Source organism: Agromyces luteolus (assembly GCF_009729855.1).
In the GTDB taxonomy this organism is placed as follows: domain Bacteria; phylum Actinomycetota; class Actinomycetes; order Actinomycetales; family Microbacteriaceae; genus Agromyces; species Agromyces luteolus.
The window spans coordinates 1-20782 of the sequence record NZ_WODA01000022.1 but is presented as its reverse complement, the minus strand read 5'-3'; the positions used below and the strand labels follow the sequence as shown (position 1 = coordinate 20782).

Here is a 20782-nt window from a genome sequence, read left to right as displayed (position 1 = left end):
CTGGAGCGTCGGCCCTCGAAGGGTGCGCCCGCGGCGGATTTCGTGGCGGAACCGCCGGAATCATGCGGAGAATCGCGCGTCCATGACGCTCAGATAACGATTCCGTGTGCGTTACCGGGTTGTGATCGAGGCAATCTTGTTTCCGCTCTGGGCGGGCAATACGGTCGATACATCGGCGTCGCCAGACGCTGTTTCTGTACCGATCCTTCAGTCCCAAGGAGCATCATGAGCGTATTCGCGAGGGCCACCGGCTCGCGCTCGGCTCGCGCGGCTTGGACGGGCATCGCCATTGCTGGCGTTTCCGCCCTCCTCCTCACCGCGTGCAGCACGGGCGGCACCACCCCGGAAGAGTCCGAGGAGCCGGCCGACACCGGCGACGCCCTGCCCATCGAGGCTGGTGAGCGCGACCTCACCCTGAAGGTCGGCACCATCCTGCCGCAGTCCGGCACCCTGGCCTTCCTCGGACCGCCCGAGGAGGCCGGCGTCGCACTCGCCGCCGAGGAGATCAACGAGGCCGACGCCGGCATCTCGGTCGAGGTCGTCTACCGCGACTCCGGCGACACCACGACCGACATCGCCACCGTCTCGGTCACCGACCTCCTCTCGCAGGACGTCTCGGCGATCATCGGTGCCGCCTCGTCGGGTGTGTCGTTCACGGTCATCGACCAGATCACGTCGGCCGGTGTCGTCCACTTCTCGCCGGCCAACACGTCGCCCGACTTCACGGATTACGACGACAACGGCCTCTACTTCCGCACCGCGCCGTCCGACCTGCTCCAGGGCGAGGTCCTCGGCAACCTGATCGCGGAGGACGGCGCTTCGACGCTCGGCCTGCTGGTCCTCAACGACCCGTACGGCACCGGTCTCGCCGGCGCCACCACGGAGGCCTTCGAGGCCGCCGGCGGCGAGGTCGTCGCCGAGGAGCTCTTCAACACGGGTGACTCGAACTTCGACGCGCAGCTCTCGGCGATCAACGCCGCGAACCCCGACGCCGTCGCGGTCATCACCTTCGACGAGGCCAAGGTCGTCGTGCCGGCCCTCGTCGGCGCGGGCTACCCGGGCGAGCAGCTGTACTTCGTCGACGGCAACCTGGCCGACTACAGCGCGGACTTCGCGCCCGGTCTCGTCACCGGTGCGAAGGGCACGCTCCCCGGCCCGGAGCTCGAGGCCGACTTCCAGGACCGCATGCTCGGCATCGACCCCGACCTCGACAGCTACAGCTACGGTCCGGAGTCGTACGACGCCCTCATGCTGATCGCGCTCGCGGCCTACGCCGCGAACAGCACGGCCGGCGAGGACATCGGCGCCTACCTCCAGCAGGTGTCCGGCGGTTCGGGTGACGGCGAGGCCGTCACGACCTTCGCCGACGCGGCGGCACTGCTCGCCGAGGGCACGCAGATCGACTTCGACGGTGCGTCGGGTCCGATCACCCTCGACGAGAACGGTGACCCGACCGAGGCCACCATCGGCATCTACGAGTACAACGACGACAACACCTACACGCGCATCGGCTGATCAGCCGACACGCTGCGAAGGGCCCCGGCTTCGGTCGGGGCCCTTTCGCGTGCCCGCCGCCGAGGGCGCGGGCATTGTCCCGACGTGCCGCCGTCGAGAGCGGGGAACGGGCGAACGGGGCGAACGGCCTCGTGGCCCCCGTGGCCCCTCGGCGCGACGGTCAGCTTGCGGGGTCGTACAGGAACTCGCGCAGCTCCTGGGAGCAGCGGCACGCCGCCGCGATCTTCCGCGCCCAGAGCTCTGCGGCGTCGCGGTCCGGGAGCTCGAGGACGGTGAACCCGCCGTCGAGCATGGTGCCGTAGGTCTCGGCGCGGACCGTGCCGTCGGCGCCGACGAGCACCGGTCGCACCGACTCGTCGATGCCGCCGCCGAAGACGTAGACGCCGGCGGCCTTGGCCTCCTCGATGACGGCGTGGGACGCGTCGGAGACGGCCGGAAGCTCCTGTGCCGTGACGACCATGGCCGCGCTCGGGAAGGAGATCAGGTACTTCGTCACGCGACGATCCTGTCGCGGCGGGCCGAGCGCCACAAGCGGCGTCCGCGGTCCGATCGACGCGACGCGACGCGATCGTCGGGCGCGTGGTGCCGACGGGCCGGGCACGACGAAGGGGGCGGATGCCGCGGCATCCGCCCCCTGGTGGGTTCGAGCGGTGGAGCTACTCCTGTCCGAGCGTGCCCAGGTAGAGGCCGATGACCTTCGGGTCGTTCAGCAGCTCCCGGCCGGGGCCCTCGTACGCGTCACGGCCCTGGTCGAGGACGTAGCCGCGATCGCAGATCTGGAGGCAGCGACGGGCGTTCTGCTCGACCATGATGGTCGTCACGCCCGCGCGGTTGATCTCCTTGACCCGCAGGAACGCCTCGTCCTGACGGACGGGCGACAGGCCCGCGCTCGGCTCGTCGAGGAGCAGCACGTGCGGCCCCATCATGAGCGCCCGGGACATCGCCACCATCTGGCGCTCACCGCCGGAGAGCGAGCCCGCGCGCTGTGTGAGACGCTTGCCCAGCTCGGGGAAGATGTCGACCACGAACTCGAGGCGATGCTTGAGATCCTTGGGCTTCTGGAAGATGCCCATCTCGAGGTTCTCCTGGATCGTCAGCGAGGGGAAGACGTTGTTCGTCTGCGGGACGAAGCCCACACCCTTCGAGACGAGCTTGTTCGCCTTCAGGTTGGTGATCTCCTCGCCCTGCAGGAAGATCCCGCCTTCGCGGACCTTGACCAGGCCGAAGATCGACTTCAGCAGCGTCGACTTGCCCGCGCCGTTCGGACCGATGATGCCGATCAGCTCGCCCTGCCGGGCGGTCAGCGAGCACGCGTTCAGGATGTTCACACCGGGGAGGTACCCCGCCGTGACCTCCCGGACCTCGACGACCATGTCGCGCGTGTCCACCGTCGCCGTACCGGCCGTCGACTCGGCGTCGGCCGTCGCGCCGGCCGCGGATTCACTGTTCGTCATCGATGAGCTCCTTCATGGCGTGGACGTGCTCGTCGTCGCTGTCACCGAGGTCGGCGTCGTGGTGCGCGCCGAGGTAGGCGTCGATCACGGCCGGGTCGGACATCACCTCGTGAGGGTCGCCCTCGGCGACGATCTTGCCCTCGGCCATCACGATCACCCAGTCGGCGATGTGGCGGACCATGTGCATGTCGTGTTCGACGAACAGCACGGTCATGCCCTGCGACTTGAGGTCGAGGATGTGGTCGAGCAGGGACTGCGTTAGCGCGGGGTTCACGCCGGCCATCGGCTCGTCGAGCATCACCAGGGTCGGGTCGCTCATGAGCGCCCGGGCCATCTCCAGCAGCTTGCGCTGGCCGCCCGAGAGGCTGGCCGCATAGTCCTCCTGCTTCGCGTCGAGCTTGAAGCGGGTGAGGATCTCCTTGGCCTTCTCCTCGATCTCCTCCTCCTGCTTGCGCCAGAGGAAGGGAAGCACCGACCGGAAGAGGTTCTCCCCGGTCTGCTGCTTCGCGCCGAGCTTCATGTTGTCGAGCACGGTGAGCAGGCCGAGCGCCTTGGTGAGCTGGAACGTCCGGATGAGGCCCATCCGGGCGACCCGGTAGGCCGGAACGTGCGCCAGCGAGCGGCCGTCGAACTCCCACTTGCCCTCGTCCGGCTTGTCGAAGCCGGTGAGCAGGTTGAAGAACGTGGTCTTTCCGGCACCGTTCGGGCCGATGAGCGCCGTGATCGCGCCGCGCGGGATCTCGACGTGGGCGACGTCGACGGCCGTGAGGCCGCCGAAGGTGCGCTTGACGCCGTCGGCGACGATGATCGGATCGACCTTCTTGACCCCGGGGGCCGGTTCGCCGACGTGGAGGCCGGTCGTCTTGACCGGCGTCGTGGGAGTGCCGTTATCGGACAAAGGACAGCTCCTTCTTGTTGCCGAAGATGCCCTGTGGCCTGAATACCACCAAGAGCATGATCGCGATGCCGACCAGGATGAATCGCAGCTGGCCGGCCTGGACCTGCGTCATGAACGGGAACCAGCCCGCCTCGACCGCCCGGGCCATGAAGCCCGAGAAGAACGAGAGCAGCACCCAGAAGATCATCGAGCCCACGATCGGCCCGAGGATCGTCGCGGCGCCGCCGAGCAGCAGGATCGCGTAGATGAAGAAGGTGAGCGACGTCTGGTAGTTCGCCGGCACGACGGCGCGCGGCAGGATGAAGATCATGCCGGCGAGGGTGCCGAAGACGCCACCCAGGATCAGGCTCTGCATCTTGTACGAGTAGACGTTCTTGCCGAGGGCGCGCACGGCGTCCTCGTCCTCGCGGATGCCCTTGATCACGCGGCCCCACGGGCTTCGCATGATCGACCACGTGAACAGCGCGGCGAGGATGACGACCGTCCATCCGAGGATCCGGATCCACCAGTCGTAGGCGTTGTAGGTGAACGGGCCGAAGCCGTAGGTCCCCGGGGGGATCGGGTTCAGCGCGGCGATGCCGCCCTTGTACCCCTGCAGGCCGCTGGCCGACCCGGTCACGTCGTCGAACGTGTTCGTCGTGAAGATGAGTCGCAGGATCTCCGCGGCCGCGATCGTCACGATGGCCAGGTAATCGGCCCGGAGGCGCAGGGTCGGGATGCCGAGGATCAGTGCGAACACGACGGAGGCACCGATTCCGACGAGCACCGAGGCCCACACGGGGAACCCGAAGGTCAGCGTGGAGATGGCGAACCCGTAGGCACCGAGGGCCATGAAGCCCGCCTGGCCGAAGTTCAGCAGGCCGGTGTACCCGAAGTGGATCGCCAGGCCGAGCGCGGCCAGGGCGTATGCGGCGGTCGTGGGGCTGATGAGCTCCTGCGCCGCGTTCGAGAAGATCTGAATCCAGTCGATCATTGTCGGCCCCTTATCCGATTCTCTCTCGGCGACCCAGGATTCCCTGCGGTCGGAACAGCAGCACGAGGATCAGCACGAGCAGCGCGCCCACGTACTTCATGTCGCTCGGCAGCCACAGCGTGGAGACCTCGATGAAGAGACCCACGATGAGGGAGCCGACGAGGGCGCCGAAGGCCGTGCCGAGACCGCCGAGGGTGACCGCGGCGAAGACGAGCAGCAGGATCTGGAAGCCCATGTCCCAACTCACGCCGGGGCGGAAGTACGCCCACAGGATGCCCGACAGGCCGGCGAGGCCGCCGCCGAGGACCCAGACGATCCGGATGACGCGGTCGACGTCGATACCGCTCGCCGCGGCCAGCGGCGCGTTGTCGGAGACCGCGCGGGTCGCCTTGCCGATCCTCGTCCGGAGGAGGAAGTACGCCACCGCGAGCAGCACGATGACGGAGGTCGCCATGCTGACCACGTCGATCCACGAGAGCAGGATCGGCCCGAGCCGGATCTCACGGGGGAGCGTGGCGCCCGGAAGCTGCCGCGTGGACCCGCCGTAGAAGAACTGGTAGGTGTAGCGCAGCGCGAGCGAGAGGCCGATGCTGACGATCATCAGCGGGATCAATCCCACCCCTCGCTTGCGCAGGGGCTTCCAGAGGCCCGCGTCGAGCGTCCAGCCGAGCCCGGCTGCGAGCGCCACGGCGATCAGGATCGCGAGCCACACGGGCAACGCGAGGGTGGTGCTGAATGTCAGCATCATCAACGCACCGAACGTGATCATCTCGGCGTGCGCGAAGTTCGAGAGCCCGGTCGTGCCGAAGATCAGCGACAGGCCGATCGCGGCGAGCGCCAGGAGCAGGCCGAAGTTCAGGCCGTTCACGACACGGATGAGCACCTGGGCGCCGTAGTCCGTCGTGACGCGCTGGCCCTCGCCGAGGAAGAAGTTCACTGCCTTCCGGCTCGTGAGGCCGAACTCGGCCTCGACCGTGGACTGGCCGTCCTCGACGACCACGCCCTCGGGGAGCGTGTCCTCGTCGAGCGTGACCTCGTAGGCCTCCTTCTCGGGGACGCCGAGGGTCCATTGGCCGTTCTCATCGGTCTCGGTCTCGGCCTCGAAGCCGCGGCCGGAGACTGAGATGGACACCCCCTCGAGCGGCTCGTCGTTGTACTTCACGTTTCCGCTGAAGAAGTACTCGAACTCCTCGGCCTGGCCGTCCGTACCCCCTTCGTCCGCCATCGCAGGGGACGCTGCGATGCCGGACAGAGTGAGTGCGGACAGTAGGAGTCCGAGGAGGATGAGCCACCTCCCACGGGAACGTGGGCGGACTGATTGCGTGGATTCCACTGCACCTCCAAAGGTCCCGGTATGGGGGTCGACCGGGTACGCCTTTCCTGCGACGACGTCGTCACAGTACGTGCCGATTATGTCCCAGGTGTTTCGCAGCCAGGCACAAACGGCCCTCGATTGTTATCCGGGGAATGGCCGCGGCGCAAACTCGCTTAAACTCTTCTGTACCGCGACGATGCGCCCGTGCCCGCGACCCGCGGTGCGCGGGCCGTCGAGCACGACTCGAGACGAAGGGGCGACATGGATCAGGCCGATCCGTTCGGATTCACTGGATTGACGTACGACGACGTCCTGCTGCTGCCGGGGCACACCGACGTGATCCCGAGCGAGGCCGACACCAGCTCGCGCCTGACGCGGCGCATCACGGTCGCGACCCCGCTGCTCTCGGCGGCGATGGACACCGTCACCGAGGCGCGGATGGCGATCGCCATGGCCCGCCAGGGCGGGATCGGGATCCTGCACCGGAACCTCTCGATCGCCGAGCAGGCCGACATGGTCGATCGCGTGAAGCGCAGCGAGTCGGGCATGGTCTCCAACCCGGTGACCACGACGCCGGATGCCACGGTCGCCGAGGTCGACCAGCTGTGCGCGACGTACCGCGTCTCGGGCCTGCCCGTGGTCGACGCCGACGGCGTGCTGGTCGGCATCATCACGAACCGCGACATGCGCTTCGTGTCCGACTTCGAGAAGCCGACGACCAAGGTGGCCGACGTGATGACGACGGCCCCGCTCATCACCGGCCGGGTGGGCATGGACCCCGACGAGGCCGTCGCGATCTTCGCGCAGCACAAGGTCGAGAAGCTCCCGCTGGTCGACGACCGCGGCCGACTGACCGGCCTGATCACCGTGAAGGACTTCGACAAGTCCGAGCAGTACCCCAACGCCACGAAGGACTCAGAGGGCCGGCTGCGCGTCGGCGCCGCGATGGGCTTCTTCGGCGACGCCTGGGAGCGCGCCGAGGCCCTGCGCGACGCGGGCGTGGACGTGCTCGTGGTCGACACCGCGAACGGCGAGTCCGCCGGGGTGCTCGACGTCATCCGGCGGCTGAAGTCCGACCCGACGTTCGCCCACATCGACGTGATCGGCGGCAACGTCGCGACCTACGAGGGCGCGAAGGCGCTCGTCGACGCGGGCGCCGACGCCGTCAAGGTCGGCGTCGGTCCGGGCTCGATCTGCACGACCCGCGTCGTCGCGGGGGTCGGCGTGCCGCAGGTCACGGCGGTCTACGAGGCCTCGAAGGCGACGAAGCCCGCCGGCGTGCCGCTCATCGCCGACGGCGGCCTCCAGTACTCGGGCGACATCGCGAAGGCGCTCGTCGCCGGCGCCGACACCGTCATGCTCGGGTCGCTGCTCGCCGGCACGGCCGAGAGCCCGGGCGACCTCGTCTTCCAGAACGGCAAGCAGTACAAGACGTATCGCGGCATGGGCTCGCTCGGTGCGCTCCAGACGCGGGGCAAGAAGACCTCGTACTCGAAGGACCGCTACTTCCAGGCCGACGTCCCGAGCGACGACAAGCTGATCCCCGAGGGCATCGAGGGGCAGGTGCCGTACCGCGGCCCGGTCTCCGCCGTCGCCTACCAGCTCGTCGGCGGCCTCCGCCAGTCGATGTTCTACGTCGGCGCGCGGACCATCGCGGAGCTCAAGTCGAAGGGCCGCTTCGTGCGGATCACTCCGGCGGGGCTCAAGGAGTCGCACCCGCACGACGTGCAGTTCGTCGTCGAGGCGCCGAACTACACGAGGTAGGTCTCGATACGCTCCGGCCTCCGGCCGGTGCTACTCGACCACCGGGTGGAGTCGCTCCGGCCTCCGGCCGGTGCTACTCGACCACCGGGTGGGGTCGCTCCGGCCTCCGGCCGGTGCGACTCGACCGCCGGGTGGAGTCGCGCCGGCATGGGGCCGGTGCTACTCGACCGCCTGGTCGCGCGCGTCCGCGATCCGGCTGATCGCCTCCGAGAGCACCTCGGGGGAGCACGCGAGGTTCAGGCGCGCGTGCCCGCGCCCGACCTCGGCACCGAACGCCGGACCTCCGGCCAGCGCGACCCGGGCGCGCTCGAGCGCGACCTCGGCGGGGTCGTCGCCCCACCCGAGCACGGACAGGTCGAGCCAGGCGAGGTAGGTCGCCTGCGGCATCCGGTACCGCACGCCGGGCAGTTCGTCCTCGAGCAGGTCTGCGAGGAGCCGGCGGTTGTCGTCGATCGACGCGATGACGCCGTCGAGCCAGTGCGCACCGTGCCGGAACGCGGCGACCGACGCGATCGAGCCGAACTGGCTCATGCGCCAGCCGACCTCGTAGGGCATGCCGTCGCGGACGGCGTCGCCGCGGGCGCTCGCCGTGATCATCATCGCGGCCTTCAGCCCGGCGAGGTTGAAGGCCTTCGACGCCGCGGTGACGGCGACGCCGTGCTCCCGCGCGGCATCCGAGACGGTCAGGAACGGCACGTAGGGCGACTCGGGCTGGGAGAGCAGTCCGTGCACCTCGTCGGAGACGATCGTCGCGTCGAAGCGGGCGGCGAGCTCCGCGAGCGTCTCGAGCTGCTCGAGCGCCGGGACGAGCCCGACGGGGTTGTGGGGGTTGCAGAGCACCATCGCGCGGGCGCCGGACGCGAACGCGGCCTCGATGCCCGGCAGGTCGAGCGACCAGCCCTCGTCGATGCCGCCAGCGAGCGGCACCGCGACGACACCGCCGCCGGCCTCGGTGACGAGGTCGAAGAACGGCGGGTAGATCGGCGGGCAGATCACGACGCCGTCACCGGGAGCGATGACGCGGCGCAGCACCTCGACGATGCCCATCGAGACGTCCGCGGTGCAGGTGACCCGCCCGGGGTCGGGCTCCCAGCCGAGACGCTCGGCCGCGAAGGCGGCGAACGCCTCCGCGACGGGCCGGCTCCCGGAGGCGTAGCCCGTGTCGGATCGGCGGATCGCGGCGTGGAGGGCCTCGGCGACGGGCTCCGCGAGCGGGTAGTCCATCTCCGCGACGGGGAGCGGCAGCACGTCGGGGTCGTACATGCGCCACTTGGCGCTGGTCCTGGTGCGGAGGACGTCGAGCGGGTCTGCGGCGATGCGATGCATGGGTCCAGACTGCCCCACGCGAGCGTGCGGCGGGACGGTGCCGGGCGGCCGTGCCGCGGCATCCGTCTTCGGCTAGTCTGGTCAGCTGCCCGCCGGGGCGGTGCGGCGGATGCCGCGAACCGGAACGGATCGCACGGACCATGGGCTTCATCGACGTCAACGGCGTCTCCTTCTCGCTGCCGGACGGCCGGCCGCTCCTCGCCGATCTCGCCTTCCGCGTGATCGAGGGGCGGACGACGGCGCTCATCGGGCAGAACGGCGTGGGCAAGACGACCCTGCTGCGCATCGTCCGCGGCGAGCTCCGGCCCGACGAGGGAAGCGTGCAGGTCGTCGGCGGGCTCGGCGTGATGGACCAGTTCGTCGGGCGCGGCGAGGTCGTCGAGGGCGTCGACCGCACCGTGCACGGCCTGCTCGTGACGGTCGCGCCGGCTCGGGTGCGCGCCGCGGCGATCGAGCTCGAGCGAGCCGAGAACGCACTCATCGAGACGGATGACACGGCCGCCCAGATGCGGTACGCGTCGGCGCTCGCCGAGTACGCCGAGGCCGGCGGGTACGACCAGGAGGTCGTGTGGGACCACTGCACGATCGCGGCGCTCGGCATCCCGTTCGAGCGCGCGAAGTGGCGCGAGCTCGCGACGCTGTCGGGCGGCGAGCAGAAGCGGCTCGCGCTCGAGGCGCTGCTCCGCGGGCCCGAGGAGGTGCTGCTGCTCGACGAACCCGACAACTCGCTCGACGTGCCCGGCAAGCGCTGGCTCGAGCAGCAACTGCGGGCGACGCCGAAGACCGTGCTGCTCGTCTCGCACGACCGCGAGCTGCTCGCACGCGCCGCCGACCGGATCGTAACGCTCGAGGCGGGGGCCGCGGGCAGCACGGCGTGGGTGCACGGCGGCGGGTTCGGGGGCTACCACGCCGCGCGCGAGGAGCGGTTCGCGCGGCTCGACGAGCTGCGGCGGCGCTGGGACGAGCAGCACGCGCAGCTGAAGCAGCTCGTGCAGACGCTGAAGGTGAAGGCGACCTACAACGACGGCATGGCCTCGCGCTACCAGGCCGCGGTCACGCGGCTGCGGAAGTTCGAGGAGGCCGGCCCGCCCGAGGAGCGGCCGCCGGCCCAGGCGGTGTCGATGCGCCTGCGGGGCTCGCGCACGGGCAAGCGCGCCGTCGTCTGCGCGGGCCTCGAGCTCAGCGGGCTCATGCGGCCGTTCGACCTCGAGGTCTGGTACGGCGACCGGGTCGCGGTGCTCGGCTCGAACGGGTCGGGCAAGTCGCACTTCCTCCGGCTGCTCGCGAGCGGCGGCACCGACCCCGACCGGGCGAAGGGGCACGTGACGGATGTCGGTGCGACCCTCGCCGCCGTTCCGCACTCGGGCACCGCGACGCTCGGCGCGCGGGTCGTGCCGGGCTGGTTCGCGCAGGGCCACGAGCTGCCCGGGCTCCGGGGCCGGACGCTCCTCGACATCCTGCATCGCGGCGACGCGAACCGGGAGGGCATGGCCCGCGAGGCGGCGAGCTCGGCGCTCGACCGCTACGGGCTCGCGGCGGCGGCGCAGCAGGAGTTCGACGCCCTCTCGGGCGGGCAGCAGGCGCGACTGCAGATCCTGCTGCTGGAGCTCTCGGGCGCGACGCTGCTGCTCCTCGACGAGCCGACCGACAACCTCGACCTGGTGTCGGCCGAGGCGCTGGAGGATGCGCTCTCGCGCTTCGACGGCACCGTGCTCGCGGTCACCCACGACCGCTGGTTCACGCGGTCGTTCGACCGGTTCGTGGTGTTCCGCTCCGACGGCGAGGTCGTCGAGGCGGACGAGCCCGTGTGGGACGAGGCCCGGGTGGCGCGGGCGCGCTGAGCGCGCGCCCGCGCCATCCGTGTCGCACGTCGGGGCCCTTCGGTAGGGTTGACGGGTGACCCAGGAGATCGAGATCGGCCGCTCCAAGCGGGGCCGTCGCGTCTACGCGTTCGACGACATCGCCATCGTGCCGAGCCGGCGCACCCGCGACCCGGAGGACGTCTCGGTCGGCTGGTCGATCGACGCATACCAGTTCGACATCCCGTTCCTCGCGGCGCCGATGGACTCGGTCGTCTCGCCGCAGACGGCGATCATGATGGGCCAGCTCGGCGGCCTCGGCGTCCTCGACCTCGAGGGCCTCTGGACCAGGTACGAAGACCCCGAGCCGGCGCTCGCCGAGATCCGCAACCTCAGCGAGGAGCGGGCGACGGCCCGCATGCAGGAGCTGTACGCCGAGCCGATCAAGCCCGACCTCGTCACCGCCCGCCTCGCCGAGGTTCGCGCGGCCGGCGTCACCGTCGCCGGCGCGCTCTCGCCGCAGCGCACGCAGGAGCTCTACGAGACCGTCGTCGCCGCGGGCGTCGACCTCTTCGTGATCCGCGGCACCACGGTCTCCGCCGAGCACGTCTCGAAGAACCAGGAGCCGCTGAACCTCAAGAAGTTCATCTACGAGCTCGACGTGCCCGTCATCGTCGGCGGCGCGGCCACGTACACCGCGGCGCTGCACCTCATGCGCACGGGCGCGGCGGGCGTGCTCGTCGGCTTCGGCGGCGGCGCGGCGTCGACCACGCGCGCCACGCTCGGCATCCACGCGCCCATGGCCACCGCGGTGGCGGATGTCGCGGGCGCGCGCCGCGACTACCTCGACGAGTCCGGCGGCCGGTACGTGCACGTCATCGCCGACGGCGGCGTCGGCGCGGCGGGCGACATCGTGAAGGCCGTCGCGTGCGGCGCCGACGCGGTCATGCTGGGCGCCGCGCTCGCGCGGGCGACCGACGCGCCGGGCGGCGGATGGCACTGGGGCCCCGAGGCGCACCACTCGAAGCTGCCGCGCGGCCAGCGCGTGCAGGTCGGGCAGGTCGCCCCGCTCGAGGAGATCCTCTACGGGCCGGCGCCGGCCGCCGACGGAACGGCGAACCTCGTCGGCGCGCTCCGCAAGTCGATGGCGACGACCGGCTACTCCGACCTCAAGGAGTTCCAGCGCGTCGAGGTCGTCGTGGCGCCGTACCAGTCCGCGTGATCCCGGCCGGCCGGCGCGCTCGTCGGCCGACCCCGCACCGTCCGGATGCCGCTCGATCGACCGCATCGGGCTCGCCTGTCAACCCGCTCCCAACCCCGGTCGATCCCATGGCCCAGCGCTCGGCGCTCGGGTAGCGTGGGGACGGACGGGCGTGGCCGCCGCGGTCCGCCCGGGGATGGGGAGCGACGATGGCGAGACTGAAGTCGGTGACGCGTTCGAACAAGCTCGGACCGGAGGAGCGCGAGGCGGCGATCGCCCGCCTGAAGGAGAAGGAACTCGACGTCCTCGTCGTCGGCGGCGGCATCGTCGGCACGGGCGCCGCGCTCGACTCGGTGACCAGGGGGCTCTCGACCGGGCTCCTGGAGGCGCGCGACTGGGCGTCGGGCACCTCGAGCCGGTCGTCGAAGCTCGTGCACGGCGGCATCCGCTATCTCGAACAGCTCGACTTCCGCCTCGTGCGCGAGGCGCTCATCGAACGCGGCCTGCTGCTGCAGCGCATCGCGCCGCACCTCGTGAAGCCCGTCCGGTTCCTCTACCCGCTGCAGAAGCGCGTCTTCGAGCGGATCTACGTCGGCGCCGGCATGCTGCTCTACGACGTCTTCAGCTACTCGGGCGGGCGCCCGCCGGGCGTCCCGCACCACCGCCACCTCTCGAAGCGGCAGGTGATGCGCGCGATCCCGTCGCTCTCGGGCGACGCGCTGGTCGGCGGGCTCACATACTACGATGCGCAGGTCGACGACGCGCGGTACGTGGCGTCCCTCGCCCGCACCGCGTCGTTCTACGGCGCGCACGTCGCGAGCCGCGTCAAGGTCGAGGGGTTCGTCAAGGTCGGCGAGCGCGTCGTCGGCGTGCAGGCCCACGACCTGCAGACCGACGAGCACTTCGAGATCCGCGCGAAGCAGGTCGTGAACGCGACCGGCGTGTGGACCGACGACACGCAGCGCATGGTGGGCGAGCGCGGCACGTTCAAGGTGCGCGCGTCCAAGGGCATCCACCTGGTGGTGCCGCGCGACCGCATCCAGTCGGCGATGGGCATGATCTTCCGCACCGAGAAGAGCGTGCTGTTCGTGATCCCGTGGGGCCGGCACTGGCTGATCGGCACGACCGACACCGACTGGAACCTCGACAAGGCGCACCCCGCCGCGACCGCGGCCGACATCGACTACCTGCTCGAGCACGTGAACTCGGTCATGGCGATCCCGCTCAGCCGCGAGGACGTCGAGGGCGTGTTCGCCGGGCTGCGGCCCCTGCTCGCCGGGGAGAGCGAGTCGACCTCGAAGCTCTCGCGCGAGCACGTCGTCGCACACACGGTGCCCGGGCTGGTCGTCGTCGCGGGCGGCAAGTGGACGACGTACCGGGTCATGGCCAAGGACGCGATCGACGCCGCCGCCGACGCGCTCGACGGGCGGGTCCCGGTGTCGACGACGCAGGACATCCCGCTGCTCGGCGCCGAGGGCTACCAGGCCGCGTGGAACAAGCGCGGCAAGATCGCGAGGGCGTTCGGCGTGCACAAGGTGCGCATCGAGCACCTGCTGAACCGCTACGGCACGCTCACCGACGAGCTGCTCGACCTCATCCGCGCGACGCCCGAGCTCGGCGAACCGCTGCCGGGCGCCGACGACTACCTCGGCGCCGAGGTCGTGTACGCGGCCTCGCACGAGGGGGCGCTGCACCTCGACGACGTGCTCGCCCGGCGCACCCGCATCTCGATCGAGGCGTGGGACCGCGGGGTCTCCGCCGCGCCGGTGGCGGCGAAGCTGATGGCCGGAGTGCTCGGGTGGGACGCCGAACGCGAGGCGCTCGAGGTCGAGCGCTACCTGCAGCGCGTCGCCGCCGAGCGCGCGTCGCAAGAGCAGCCCGACGACGAGGCGGCCGACCGCGCGCGGCTCGAGGCGCCAGACATCGTGAAGGTCGACTGAGCAGCCGCGGGGGCTCGCAGGGGGCGCGCACCGCGCCCGGCTAGAATCTCGGGCGACATGCTCCGGATGATGCTGCGCCCACGTTGGGTGCTCGCCCTGATCGCTGCGCTCGGCATCGCAGCCGGCTTCGCGCTCCTCGCGCAGTGGCAGGTCGACCGCGCGGTCGAGCAGGCGACCGTGGTCGAGCGGCCCACCGAGGAGGTGCGACCGTTCGGCGAGGTCGTGCGGCCCGACGGGCCGACCGAGCAGGCCGCGACCGGCCAGCGCGTGTCGGTGACCGGCACGATCGTCCCCGGCGACACCGTGCTCGTGCAGGGCCGCCTGAACGACGGCGTCGCCGGTTGGTGGGTCGTCGCCCACCTCGAGGTGACGGATGCCGCGCCGGGCGGGCTGCCCGTCGCGCTCGGCTGGGCGGCCGACGAGGCCACCGCGCTCGAGGTGCTCGCCGAGGTCGACCGCGCGGCGGCATCCGGCGGCGAGCTCGAGGTCGTCGGCCGGTTCCTTCCGAGCGAGGCGCCCGTCGCTCCCGCCGAGGACGAGGACCCGCAGGCGATGACGACCGTCGCCGTCGCGCACCTCATCAACGTCTGGGCCGACTACGACGACCGGCCCGTGTACTTCGGCTACGTCACGGCGACGGAGCCGGCGACCGGCCTCGACGCCATCGATTCGCCGCCGCCGCTCCAGGAAGCCGAGCTCAACTGGCTGAACGTGTTCTACGCCGTCGAGTGGGTCGTGTTCGCGGGCTTCGCGGTCTTCCTCTGGTACCGGCTCGTGAAGGACGCCGTGCAGCGCGAGCGCGAGGAGGCCGAGCTCGAGGCCGACGAGGCCGCCGCCGCGACGGCCGCCGAGGCACCGGCCGACGCGACCCGGGACTGAGCGGACGTTTCCGCCGTCGGCGAACTCCGGACGCGGCATCCGTCGACGGGGTGAGGATGCCGGTGTGGGCGATGACGATCTCGCACCCGACGAGGGCGCAGGGCGGGCCGAGGACCCGCTCGACGCGTACTCGCGCGTCGTGACGAGGGTCGCGGGCGACCTGCTGCCGAGCATGGCGAGCCTCGCGGTGCGCTCGCGGCGCGGCCAGGGCACGGGCAGCGCGAGCGTCGTGTCGGCCGACGGCGTGCTGCTCACCAGCGCGCACGTCGTCGCCGGAGCCGAGCGGGCGGAAGCCGCGTTCGGCGACGGGACGTCGGTGGACGCCGACGTCATCGGGCGCGATCCGCTCTCGGACCTCGCGGTGCTCCGGGCCCGGGGCCCGGTGCCGCCCGCCGTTCCGTTCGGGGACGCGCGCACGCTCCGCGTCGGCCAACTCGTCGTCGCGCTCGGCACGCCGCTCGGCCTCGCCGGCAGCGTCACCGCCGGCATCGTCTCGAACCTCGGTCGTTCGCTGCCGACGGCCGCGGGCCGCGTCGTCGACGAGGTGATCCAGACGGATGCCGCGCTGAACCCCGGGAACAGCGGCGGCGCGCTCGCCGACGGGACCGGGCGGATGGTCGGCGTCAACACGGCCGTCGCGGGGGTAGGCCTCGGGCTCGCCGTGCCGATCAACCCCGCGACCCGCGAGATCATCGACGCGCTCGTCGCGCACGGGCGGGTTCGCCGTGCGTGGCTCGGCATCGCGGGCGCACAGGTGCGCCTCGCCCCGGAACTCGCCGAACGGGTCGGCTCGACGACCGGGCTCCAGGTCACGGGCGTGGTCGACGGCAGCCCCGCCGAGGTCGCCGGCATCCGGCCGGGCGACATCGCCGTGAGCCTCGACGGCACCGGCATCGTGACCGCGACCTCCATCCAGCGACTCATGGTCGAGGGCGCGATCGATCGCGAGGTCGAGATGACGCTGTGGCGCGGCGGCGCCCTCGTCGACGTGTTCGTCGTGCCGCGCGAGCTCAGCGGCTCGTAGTCGCGGCGGCCCCCGTGCGGCGCCGCAGCGCGGCATCCGTCACGGCCATCGCCCAGCCGGGCGCCCCGTAGACTGGACGCCATGCCCCTCGAGCCCAAACCGGCTGAATTCCCGCGCATCCGCGGGGCCCTGAAGTTCTACATGGTGGCCTCGGTCATCACGGGCGTCATGCTCCTCCTGCTCTGCGCGGAGATGCTGCTGAAGTACGTCTGGCACCTCGAGCTCTACGCCTTCGGCCCGAACGGCCTCCTCTCGCTCGAGCCCGTCGCCGAGACGCCCGAGGGCCTCGAGTCGACCGGCACGGGCGTGAACCTCTCGACCGGCATCCTGATCGCGCACGGCTGGTTCTACGTCGTGTACCTCTTCAGCAACTTCCGGCTGTGGAGCCTCATGCGCTGGCCGTTCTGGCGCCTGCTGGTGCTCGCCTCGGGCGGCATCGTGCCGTTCCTCTCGTTCATCCTCGAGGCCCGCATCGGGCGTGAGGTGCGCGGCTACCTCGCGACGCGTGAAGCGGATGCCGCGGCCGACGACGCACGCGCCGCCGCTCCCGCGGCCACCGACTCCGACTCCGACTCCGACACCGATTCCGAGCCCGTGGAGGCCGCCCAGTGAGCGAGACCCAGCAGCGACCCGTCCTCGTCGTGGACTTCGGCGCGCAGTACGCGCAGCTGATCGCGCGGCGCGTGCGCGAGGCATCCGTCTACTCCGAGATCGTGCCGCACACGATCACGGCCGACGAGGTCCGCGCGAAGGACCCGGTCGGCATCGTGCTCTCGGGCGGGCCGTCGTCGGTCTACGAGCCGGGTGCACCGTCGCTCGATCCGGGCATCCTCGAGCTCGGCGTGCCGACGCTCGGCATCTGCTACGGCTTCCAGGTCATGGCGCAGCAGCTCGGCGGCGAGGTCGCACACACCGGCCATCGCGAGTACGGCTCGACCGCGGCGACCGTGCGCGTCGACGACCACAACTCGCTGCTCGGCGGGCAGCCCGAGCACCAGACCGTGTGGATGAGCCACGGCGACTCCGTCGCGGTCGCGCCCGACGGTTTCGACGTGCTCGCCTCGACCGCGACCACGCCGGTCGCCGCGTTCGCGAACGACGAGCAGGGCTTCTACGGGGTGCAGTGGCACCCCGAGGTCAAGCACTCGCCCTTCGGCCAGGCCGTCATCGAGAACTTCCTGCACCGGGCCGCCGGCATCGCCGCCGACTGGAACCCCGACAACGTCATCGCCGAGCAGGTCGAGCGCATCCGCGCGCAGGTCGGGTCGGCGCGCGTCATCTCCGCGCTCTCGGGCGGCGTCGACTCCGCCGTCTCGACCGCGCTCGTGCACGAGGCCGTCGGCGACCAGCTCACCGCGGTGTTCGTCGACCACGGGCTCCTCCGGAAGGGCGAGCGCGAGCAGGTGCAGCAGGACTACGTCGCCGCGACCGGGGTGCGGCTCGTGACCGTCGACGCGGCCGACACCTTCCTCGCCGCGCTCGCCGGGGTCACCGACCCCGAGGAGAAGCGCAAGATCATCGGGCGCGAGTTCATCCGCGCCTTCGAGCAGGCCGAGCTCGACCTGATCGCCGAGGCCGAGGCGTCGGGCGAGAAGGTGAAGTTCCTCGTGCAGGGCACGCTCTACCCCGACGTCGTCGAGTCGGGCGGCGGCACCGGCACCGCGAACATCAAGAGCCACCACAACGTCGGCGGCCTCCCGGAGGACCTGCAGTTCGAGCTCGTCGAGCCGCTCCGCACCCTCTTCAAGGACGAGGTCCGTGCGATCGGCCGCGAGCTCGGGCTGCCCGAGGCCATCGTCGGCCGCCAGCCGTTCCCGGGCCCGGGCCTCGGCATCCGCATCGTCGGCGAGGTCACGGCCGACCGGCTCGAGGTGCTGCGCGAGGCCGACGCGATCGCGCGCGCAGAACTCACCGCGGCCGGCCTCGACGACCAGATCTGGCAGTGCCCCGTCGTGCTCCTCGCCGACGTGCGCTCCGTCGGCGTGCAGGGCGACGGCCGCACCTATGGCCACCCGATCGTGCTGCGCCCCGTCTCCTCGGAGGATGCGATGACCGCCGACTGGACGCGCCTGCCCTACGACGTGCTCGCCAAGATCTCCAACCGCATCACCAACGAGGTGCGCGAGGTCAACCGCGTCGTGCTCGACGTCACGTCGAAGCCGCCGGGGACCATCGAGTGGGAGTGACGCCGCGCCATCGCGCGACGTGAGCGAACGGGCGCGGACCGCAGGGTCTGCGCCCGTTCGCCGTTGCAGGGACCGCCGGCCCGTCGACTCAGCCGAGTGCCTCGAGCGCAGCGCGCACCGCGGTGCTCACCGAACTCGTTCCCCCCAAGATCACGATCTCCTTCGGACGCAGGCGCTTCAGTTCGGCGACGACCGCGTTCGGAAGGGAGTCCGTCGCGGTCAGCAGGACCGGAGCGCCCAGGATCGCCGCGGACGGTGCTCCGGACAGCGCGTCGGGGAACTTCGTGCCGTTCGCGATGAAGGCGACGGGCACTTCGGGGTCGAAGTTCGCCTCGGAGACCGCCGCTGACGTCGAGTACCGGTCAGGACCTGCCACTCGCGTGACCTGCCCGGACGTGTACGACTGGAGCTGTACGGCGACCTCCTCGCTGATGGAAGCGGTTCCGCCGAGGATCACGATGCGCCGGGGCTGGAGGCGCTTGAGTTCGTCGGCGATCACCTTCGGGATGGCGTTGGCCGGGGACAGCAGGAGCGGACCACCGTCCTCGGAGAAGTGACCCGCGACCGGTGCGCCGGAGAGGGCGTCGGGGAAGTTGGCGCCGTTCGCGATGTAGACGACGCGCTGATCCGACCCGAACTCCGCGCGGGAGATGGCGACGGATGTCGCGTACCGGTCTGCTCCTGCGAATCTGGCGGGAACGTGGTAGTTCGTCAGCGCCTCGAGTTGCGACGCCACCCTCGCGCTCACCGCGTTCGTCCCGCCGAAGATGACCACGCTGGTGGGCCGCAAGCGCTTGATCTCGTCGATGACCACGTGGGGAAGTCCCGTTGCCGGCGTCAGCAGCAGGGGTCCACCTCGCTGGCCGGTGAGGACCGCCCCAGAGAGGGCGTCAGGGAAGTTCGTCCCGTTGGCGATGTAGATCCCGTCGGCGCCGTCGGGGAACATCCGCTTCGAAACCTCGACCGACGTGGCGTAGCGGTCGGCGCCGGACCAGCGCACCACGTCGCCCCACGGCGGCGTGGGCGGCGGCATCGGTCTGACGCCGAACGTCTCGCTCGACCTCACTGCGATGGGGCTGAAGCCGGGAGCGCTCGCCACGACCCGGACCGTGAGCCGCTTCCCTTCCAGCTCCGGGCCGACGGTGAGATGCGATGCCGTCGCCCCGGGTATCGCGCCCCCGTTCCGGTACCACTGGTACTCGAGCCGTGCATCGGGTGCGGTGGATGAGGCGTCTGCTCGGATGGTGTCACCGACCGTCACGTCGCGCGGGAGCGGGGGCAGCTCGACCGGCACCGCCTCGGTCGAGAGCTCGACATCGAAGCCGGTGAGGTCTTCGCCCTCCGCGACGGCGAAGACCGTTGCGACCTCGTCGGGTCGGTCGTCCCAGAACTCGCCCAGGTGGCCGGTCCTGACCTGCCCGTTGAATCCGAGCGTGTAGGTACCCGCGAGCACGCCCCTGAGGTGGAAGCGGCCGGTCGCGTCGGTCCACCCTTGGGCGACCCGCTCCGACCACGATGCGGTGGTGAAGAGTCCGACGTAGGTGTCGACCGGCGTACCGTCCGAACCGACGACGGTGCCGGACACGCTGGCGCCCTTGGTGAGCCGGATGTCCATGTTCGCGACCGCTGTGTCCTTGGGGACCGCGAACGTCTTGGACTGCGTGGTCCCGGGTGAGCCCTCCCACCATTGGAGCAGGTGGGGATCCTGCATCGGGGGTGTGAAGCGCAGGGTGTAGTCGTCGTCCCAGAGGCCGTGGAACCGATACTCCCCCTCGGCGTCCGTCAGCGTCGATGCGGCCGAGGTGTAGCCGCTGGACGTGAGCCGGCGGAGGTCGACCGTGACGCCGGGGAGACGGACATCGTGGAATCCGGTGACCGTTCCCGAGACCGACGATCCGGTGGAAACGGCCAGGTCGATGTCGGAGCGCGCTTCCGCTGCGGCGAGTCCGATGCGGTCGGCCGTGTTCTCATCGCGACCGTCGTTCCACCACTCCGTCAGGTACGGCGCAGCGCACGGCGACACGCAGGCGACCCTGACCCCGTACGTCCCCGCGCTCAACCCGGCGAACCGGTATCGGCCGTCGGGGGCCGGTGTGCTGCGCAGGTAGAGGAGGCGACCATCGGACTCCTTGTACAGCGTCACGTTCATCTCGATCGGCGGGTCGCCGGCCGGGAAGGTCACCCCGCCCGAGATGACGGCCGTGTACGGGTCCGAGGCCTCCTCGGCCAGGGCAGCGCCCGGGAGCGACATCGAGCCGACTCCGCAGAGGAAGATGCAGAGTCCGGCGATCACACCGGGCAGACGACGACGCAGCCTCAATTCAGCTCCTCGATCGTGTCGTTGACCCTCGCGCTGAGGGCGGTCGAGCCGCCCAGCAGGATCACCTTGCCGGGCTTGAGTCGCAGGAGTTCATCGATGACGACGCGGGGAACCGCCGTCGAGGACGTGAGGAGCACGGGGCCGCCGGTGGCGCCGGCGACGGGTGCGCCGGAGAGGGCGTCGGGGAA

The 20782-nt window shown here is 71.0% G+C and carries 17 protein-coding genes; 9 read left to right on the top strand and 8 right to left on the bottom strand.

Annotated features, from left to right (window positions below; all coding sequences use genetic code 11):
* Positions 1–225: 225 nt before the first annotated feature.
* Positions 226–1515, top strand: a complete 1290-nt coding sequence (locus GLX25_RS10705; protein WP_155842480.1) for an ABC transporter substrate-binding protein — start codon at positions 226–228, stop codon at positions 1513–1515.
* 160 nt (positions 1516–1675) lie between these two features.
* On the opposite strand, the gene GLX25_RS10700 is transcribed toward GLX25_RS10705, so the two are convergent.
* The 5 genes from GLX25_RS10700 to GLX25_RS10680 all read right to left on the bottom strand — a co-directional run bounded on the left by GLX25_RS10700 (position 1676) and on the right by GLX25_RS10680 (position 6065).
* Positions 1676–2011, bottom strand: a complete 336-nt coding sequence (locus tag GLX25_RS10700; RefSeq protein ID WP_166548722.1) for a YciI family protein — start codon at positions 2009–2011, stop codon at positions 1676–1678.
* 160 nt (positions 2012–2171) lie between these two features.
* A complete protein-coding gene (locus GLX25_RS10695) occupies positions 2172–2888 on the bottom strand; it encodes an ABC transporter ATP-binding protein (protein WP_240898321.1) in 717 nt (238 codons plus the stop codon).
* 67 nt (positions 2889–2955) lie between these two features.
* Positions 2956–3867 carry an ABC transporter ATP-binding protein gene (locus GLX25_RS10690; protein ID WP_155842478.1) on the bottom strand — a complete coding sequence of 304 codons (912 nt, stop codon included), beginning with the start codon at positions 3865–3867 and terminating at the stop codon, positions 2956–2958.
* Positions 3857–4837 (bottom strand): branched-chain amino acid ABC transporter permease, encoded by a 981-nt coding sequence (locus tag GLX25_RS10685; protein WP_166548755.1) that lies wholly within the window; start codon positions 4835–4837, stop codon positions 3857–3859. Before GLX25_RS10685 ends, GLX25_RS10690 begins: the two co-directional genes overlap by 11 nt.
* A gap of 13 nt (positions 4838–4850) precedes the next feature.
* Entirely contained in the window at positions 4851–6065 is a 1215-nt protein-coding gene (locus tag GLX25_RS10680) for a branched-chain amino acid ABC transporter permease (RefSeq protein ID WP_155842476.1), read from the bottom strand.
* A gap of 351 nt (positions 6066–6416) precedes the next feature.
* Here GLX25_RS10680 and guaB point away from each other — a divergent pair, with 351 nt between their 5' ends.
* On the top strand, positions 6417–7919 hold the full coding sequence (gene guaB / locus GLX25_RS10675) for an IMP dehydrogenase (RefSeq protein WP_155842475.1): 1503 nt from the start codon (positions 6417–6419) through the stop codon (positions 7917–7919).
* Positions 7920–8078: 159 nt separating this feature from the next.
* Here guaB and GLX25_RS10670 read toward each other — a convergent pair whose 3' ends face one another.
* On the bottom strand, positions 8079–9245 hold the full coding sequence (locus GLX25_RS10670) for a MalY/PatB family protein (RefSeq protein ID WP_155842474.1): 1167 nt from the start codon (positions 9243–9245) through the stop codon (positions 8079–8081).
* A gap of 140 nt (positions 9246–9385) precedes the next feature.
* On the opposite strand from GLX25_RS10670, the gene GLX25_RS10665 reads away from it, so the two are divergent.
* From GLX25_RS10665 to guaA, 7 genes are all read left to right on the top strand, one after another.
* Entirely contained in the window at positions 9386–11086 is a 1701-nt protein-coding gene (locus tag GLX25_RS10665) for an ABC-F family ATP-binding cassette domain-containing protein (RefSeq protein WP_155842473.1), read from the top strand.
* A gap of 55 nt (positions 11087–11141) precedes the next feature.
* Positions 11142–12266 carry a GuaB3 family IMP dehydrogenase-related protein gene (locus tag GLX25_RS10660; RefSeq protein WP_166548721.1) on the top strand — a complete coding sequence of 375 codons (1125 nt, stop codon included), beginning with the start codon at positions 11142–11144 and terminating at the stop codon, positions 12264–12266.
* 188 nt (positions 12267–12454) lie between these two features.
* Complete coding sequence (locus GLX25_RS10655; RefSeq protein ID WP_155842472.1) at positions 12455–14185, top strand: glycerol-3-phosphate dehydrogenase/oxidase; 1731 nt, start codon at positions 12455–12457, stop codon at positions 14183–14185.
* A gap of 57 nt (positions 14186–14242) precedes the next feature.
* Complete coding sequence (locus GLX25_RS10650; RefSeq protein WP_240898310.1) at positions 14243–15064, top strand: SURF1 family protein; 822 nt, start codon at positions 14243–14245, stop codon at positions 15062–15064.
* 64 nt (positions 15065–15128) lie between these two features.
* Positions 15129–16088, top strand: a complete 960-nt coding sequence (locus GLX25_RS10645; RefSeq protein WP_271192412.1) for a S1C family serine protease — start codon at positions 15129–15131, stop codon at positions 16086–16088.
* An 81-nt stretch (positions 16089–16169) separates the two neighbouring features.
* Positions 16170–16700, top strand: a complete 531-nt coding sequence (locus GLX25_RS10640; RefSeq protein WP_155842471.1) for a DUF3817 domain-containing protein — start codon at positions 16170–16172, stop codon at positions 16698–16700.
* The gene (guaA, locus tag GLX25_RS10635; protein WP_166548719.1) at positions 16697–18274 is read left to right on the top strand and encodes a glutamine-hydrolyzing GMP synthase; all 1578 of its coding nucleotides are present in this window, start codon (positions 16697–16699) and stop codon (positions 18272–18274) included. The genes GLX25_RS10640 and guaA overlap by 4 nt, the downstream gene beginning before the upstream one ends.
* Positions 18275–18362: 88 nt before the next feature.
* Here guaA and GLX25_RS10630 read toward each other — a convergent pair whose 3' ends face one another.
* Both GLX25_RS10630 and GLX25_RS10625 read right to left on the bottom strand, forming a co-directional pair.
* A complete protein-coding gene (locus tag GLX25_RS10630; protein ID WP_155842470.1) occupies positions 18363–20525 on the bottom strand; it encodes a cell wall-binding repeat-containing protein in 2163 nt (720 codons plus the stop codon).
* A 65-nt stretch (positions 20526–20590) separates the two neighbouring features.
* On the bottom strand, positions 20591–20782 hold a 192-nt coding region (locus tag GLX25_RS10625), incomplete at its 5' end, for a cell wall-binding repeat-containing protein (RefSeq protein WP_166548718.1).

What these genes read in the sequence shown, in the direction of transcription:
- GLX25_RS10630 (WP_155842470.1), bottom strand. Translation starts at nt 20,525, where the DNA reads ATGTCGCTCCCGGGCGCTGCCCTGGCCGAGGAGGCCTCGGACCCGTAC.
- GLX25_RS10655 (WP_155842472.1), top strand. Translation starts at nt 12,455, where the DNA reads ATGGCGAGACTGAAGTCGGTGACGCGTTCGAACAAGCTCGGACCGGAG.
- GLX25_RS10680 (WP_155842476.1), bottom strand. Translation starts at nt 6,065, where the DNA reads ATGGCGGACGAAGGGGGTACGGACGGCCAGGCCGAGGAGTTCGAGTAC.
- GLX25_RS10705 (WP_155842480.1), top strand. Translation starts at nt 226, where the DNA reads ATGAGCGTATTCGCGAGGGCCACCGGCTCGCGCTCGGCTCGCGCGGCT.
- GLX25_RS10640 (WP_155842471.1), top strand. Translation starts at nt 16,170, where the DNA reads ATGCCCCTCGAGCCCAAACCGGCTGAATTCCCGCGCATCCGCGGGGCC.
- guaB (WP_155842475.1), top strand. Translation starts at nt 6,417, where the DNA reads ATGGATCAGGCCGATCCGTTCGGATTCACTGGATTGACGTACGACGAC.
- GLX25_RS10670 (WP_155842474.1), bottom strand. Translation starts at nt 9,245, where the DNA reads ATGCATCGCATCGCCGCAGACCCGCTCGACGTCCTCCGCACCAGGACC.
- GLX25_RS10650 (WP_240898310.1), top strand. Translation starts at nt 14,243, where the DNA reads ATGCTCCGGATGATGCTGCGCCCACGTTGGGTGCTCGCCCTGATCGCT.
- GLX25_RS10695 (WP_240898321.1), bottom strand. Translation starts at nt 2,888, where the DNA reads ATGGTCGTCGAGGTCCGGGAGGTCACGGCGGGGTACCTCCCCGGTGTG.
- GLX25_RS10665 (WP_155842473.1), top strand. Translation starts at nt 9,386, where the DNA reads ATGGGCTTCATCGACGTCAACGGCGTCTCCTTCTCGCTGCCGGACGGC.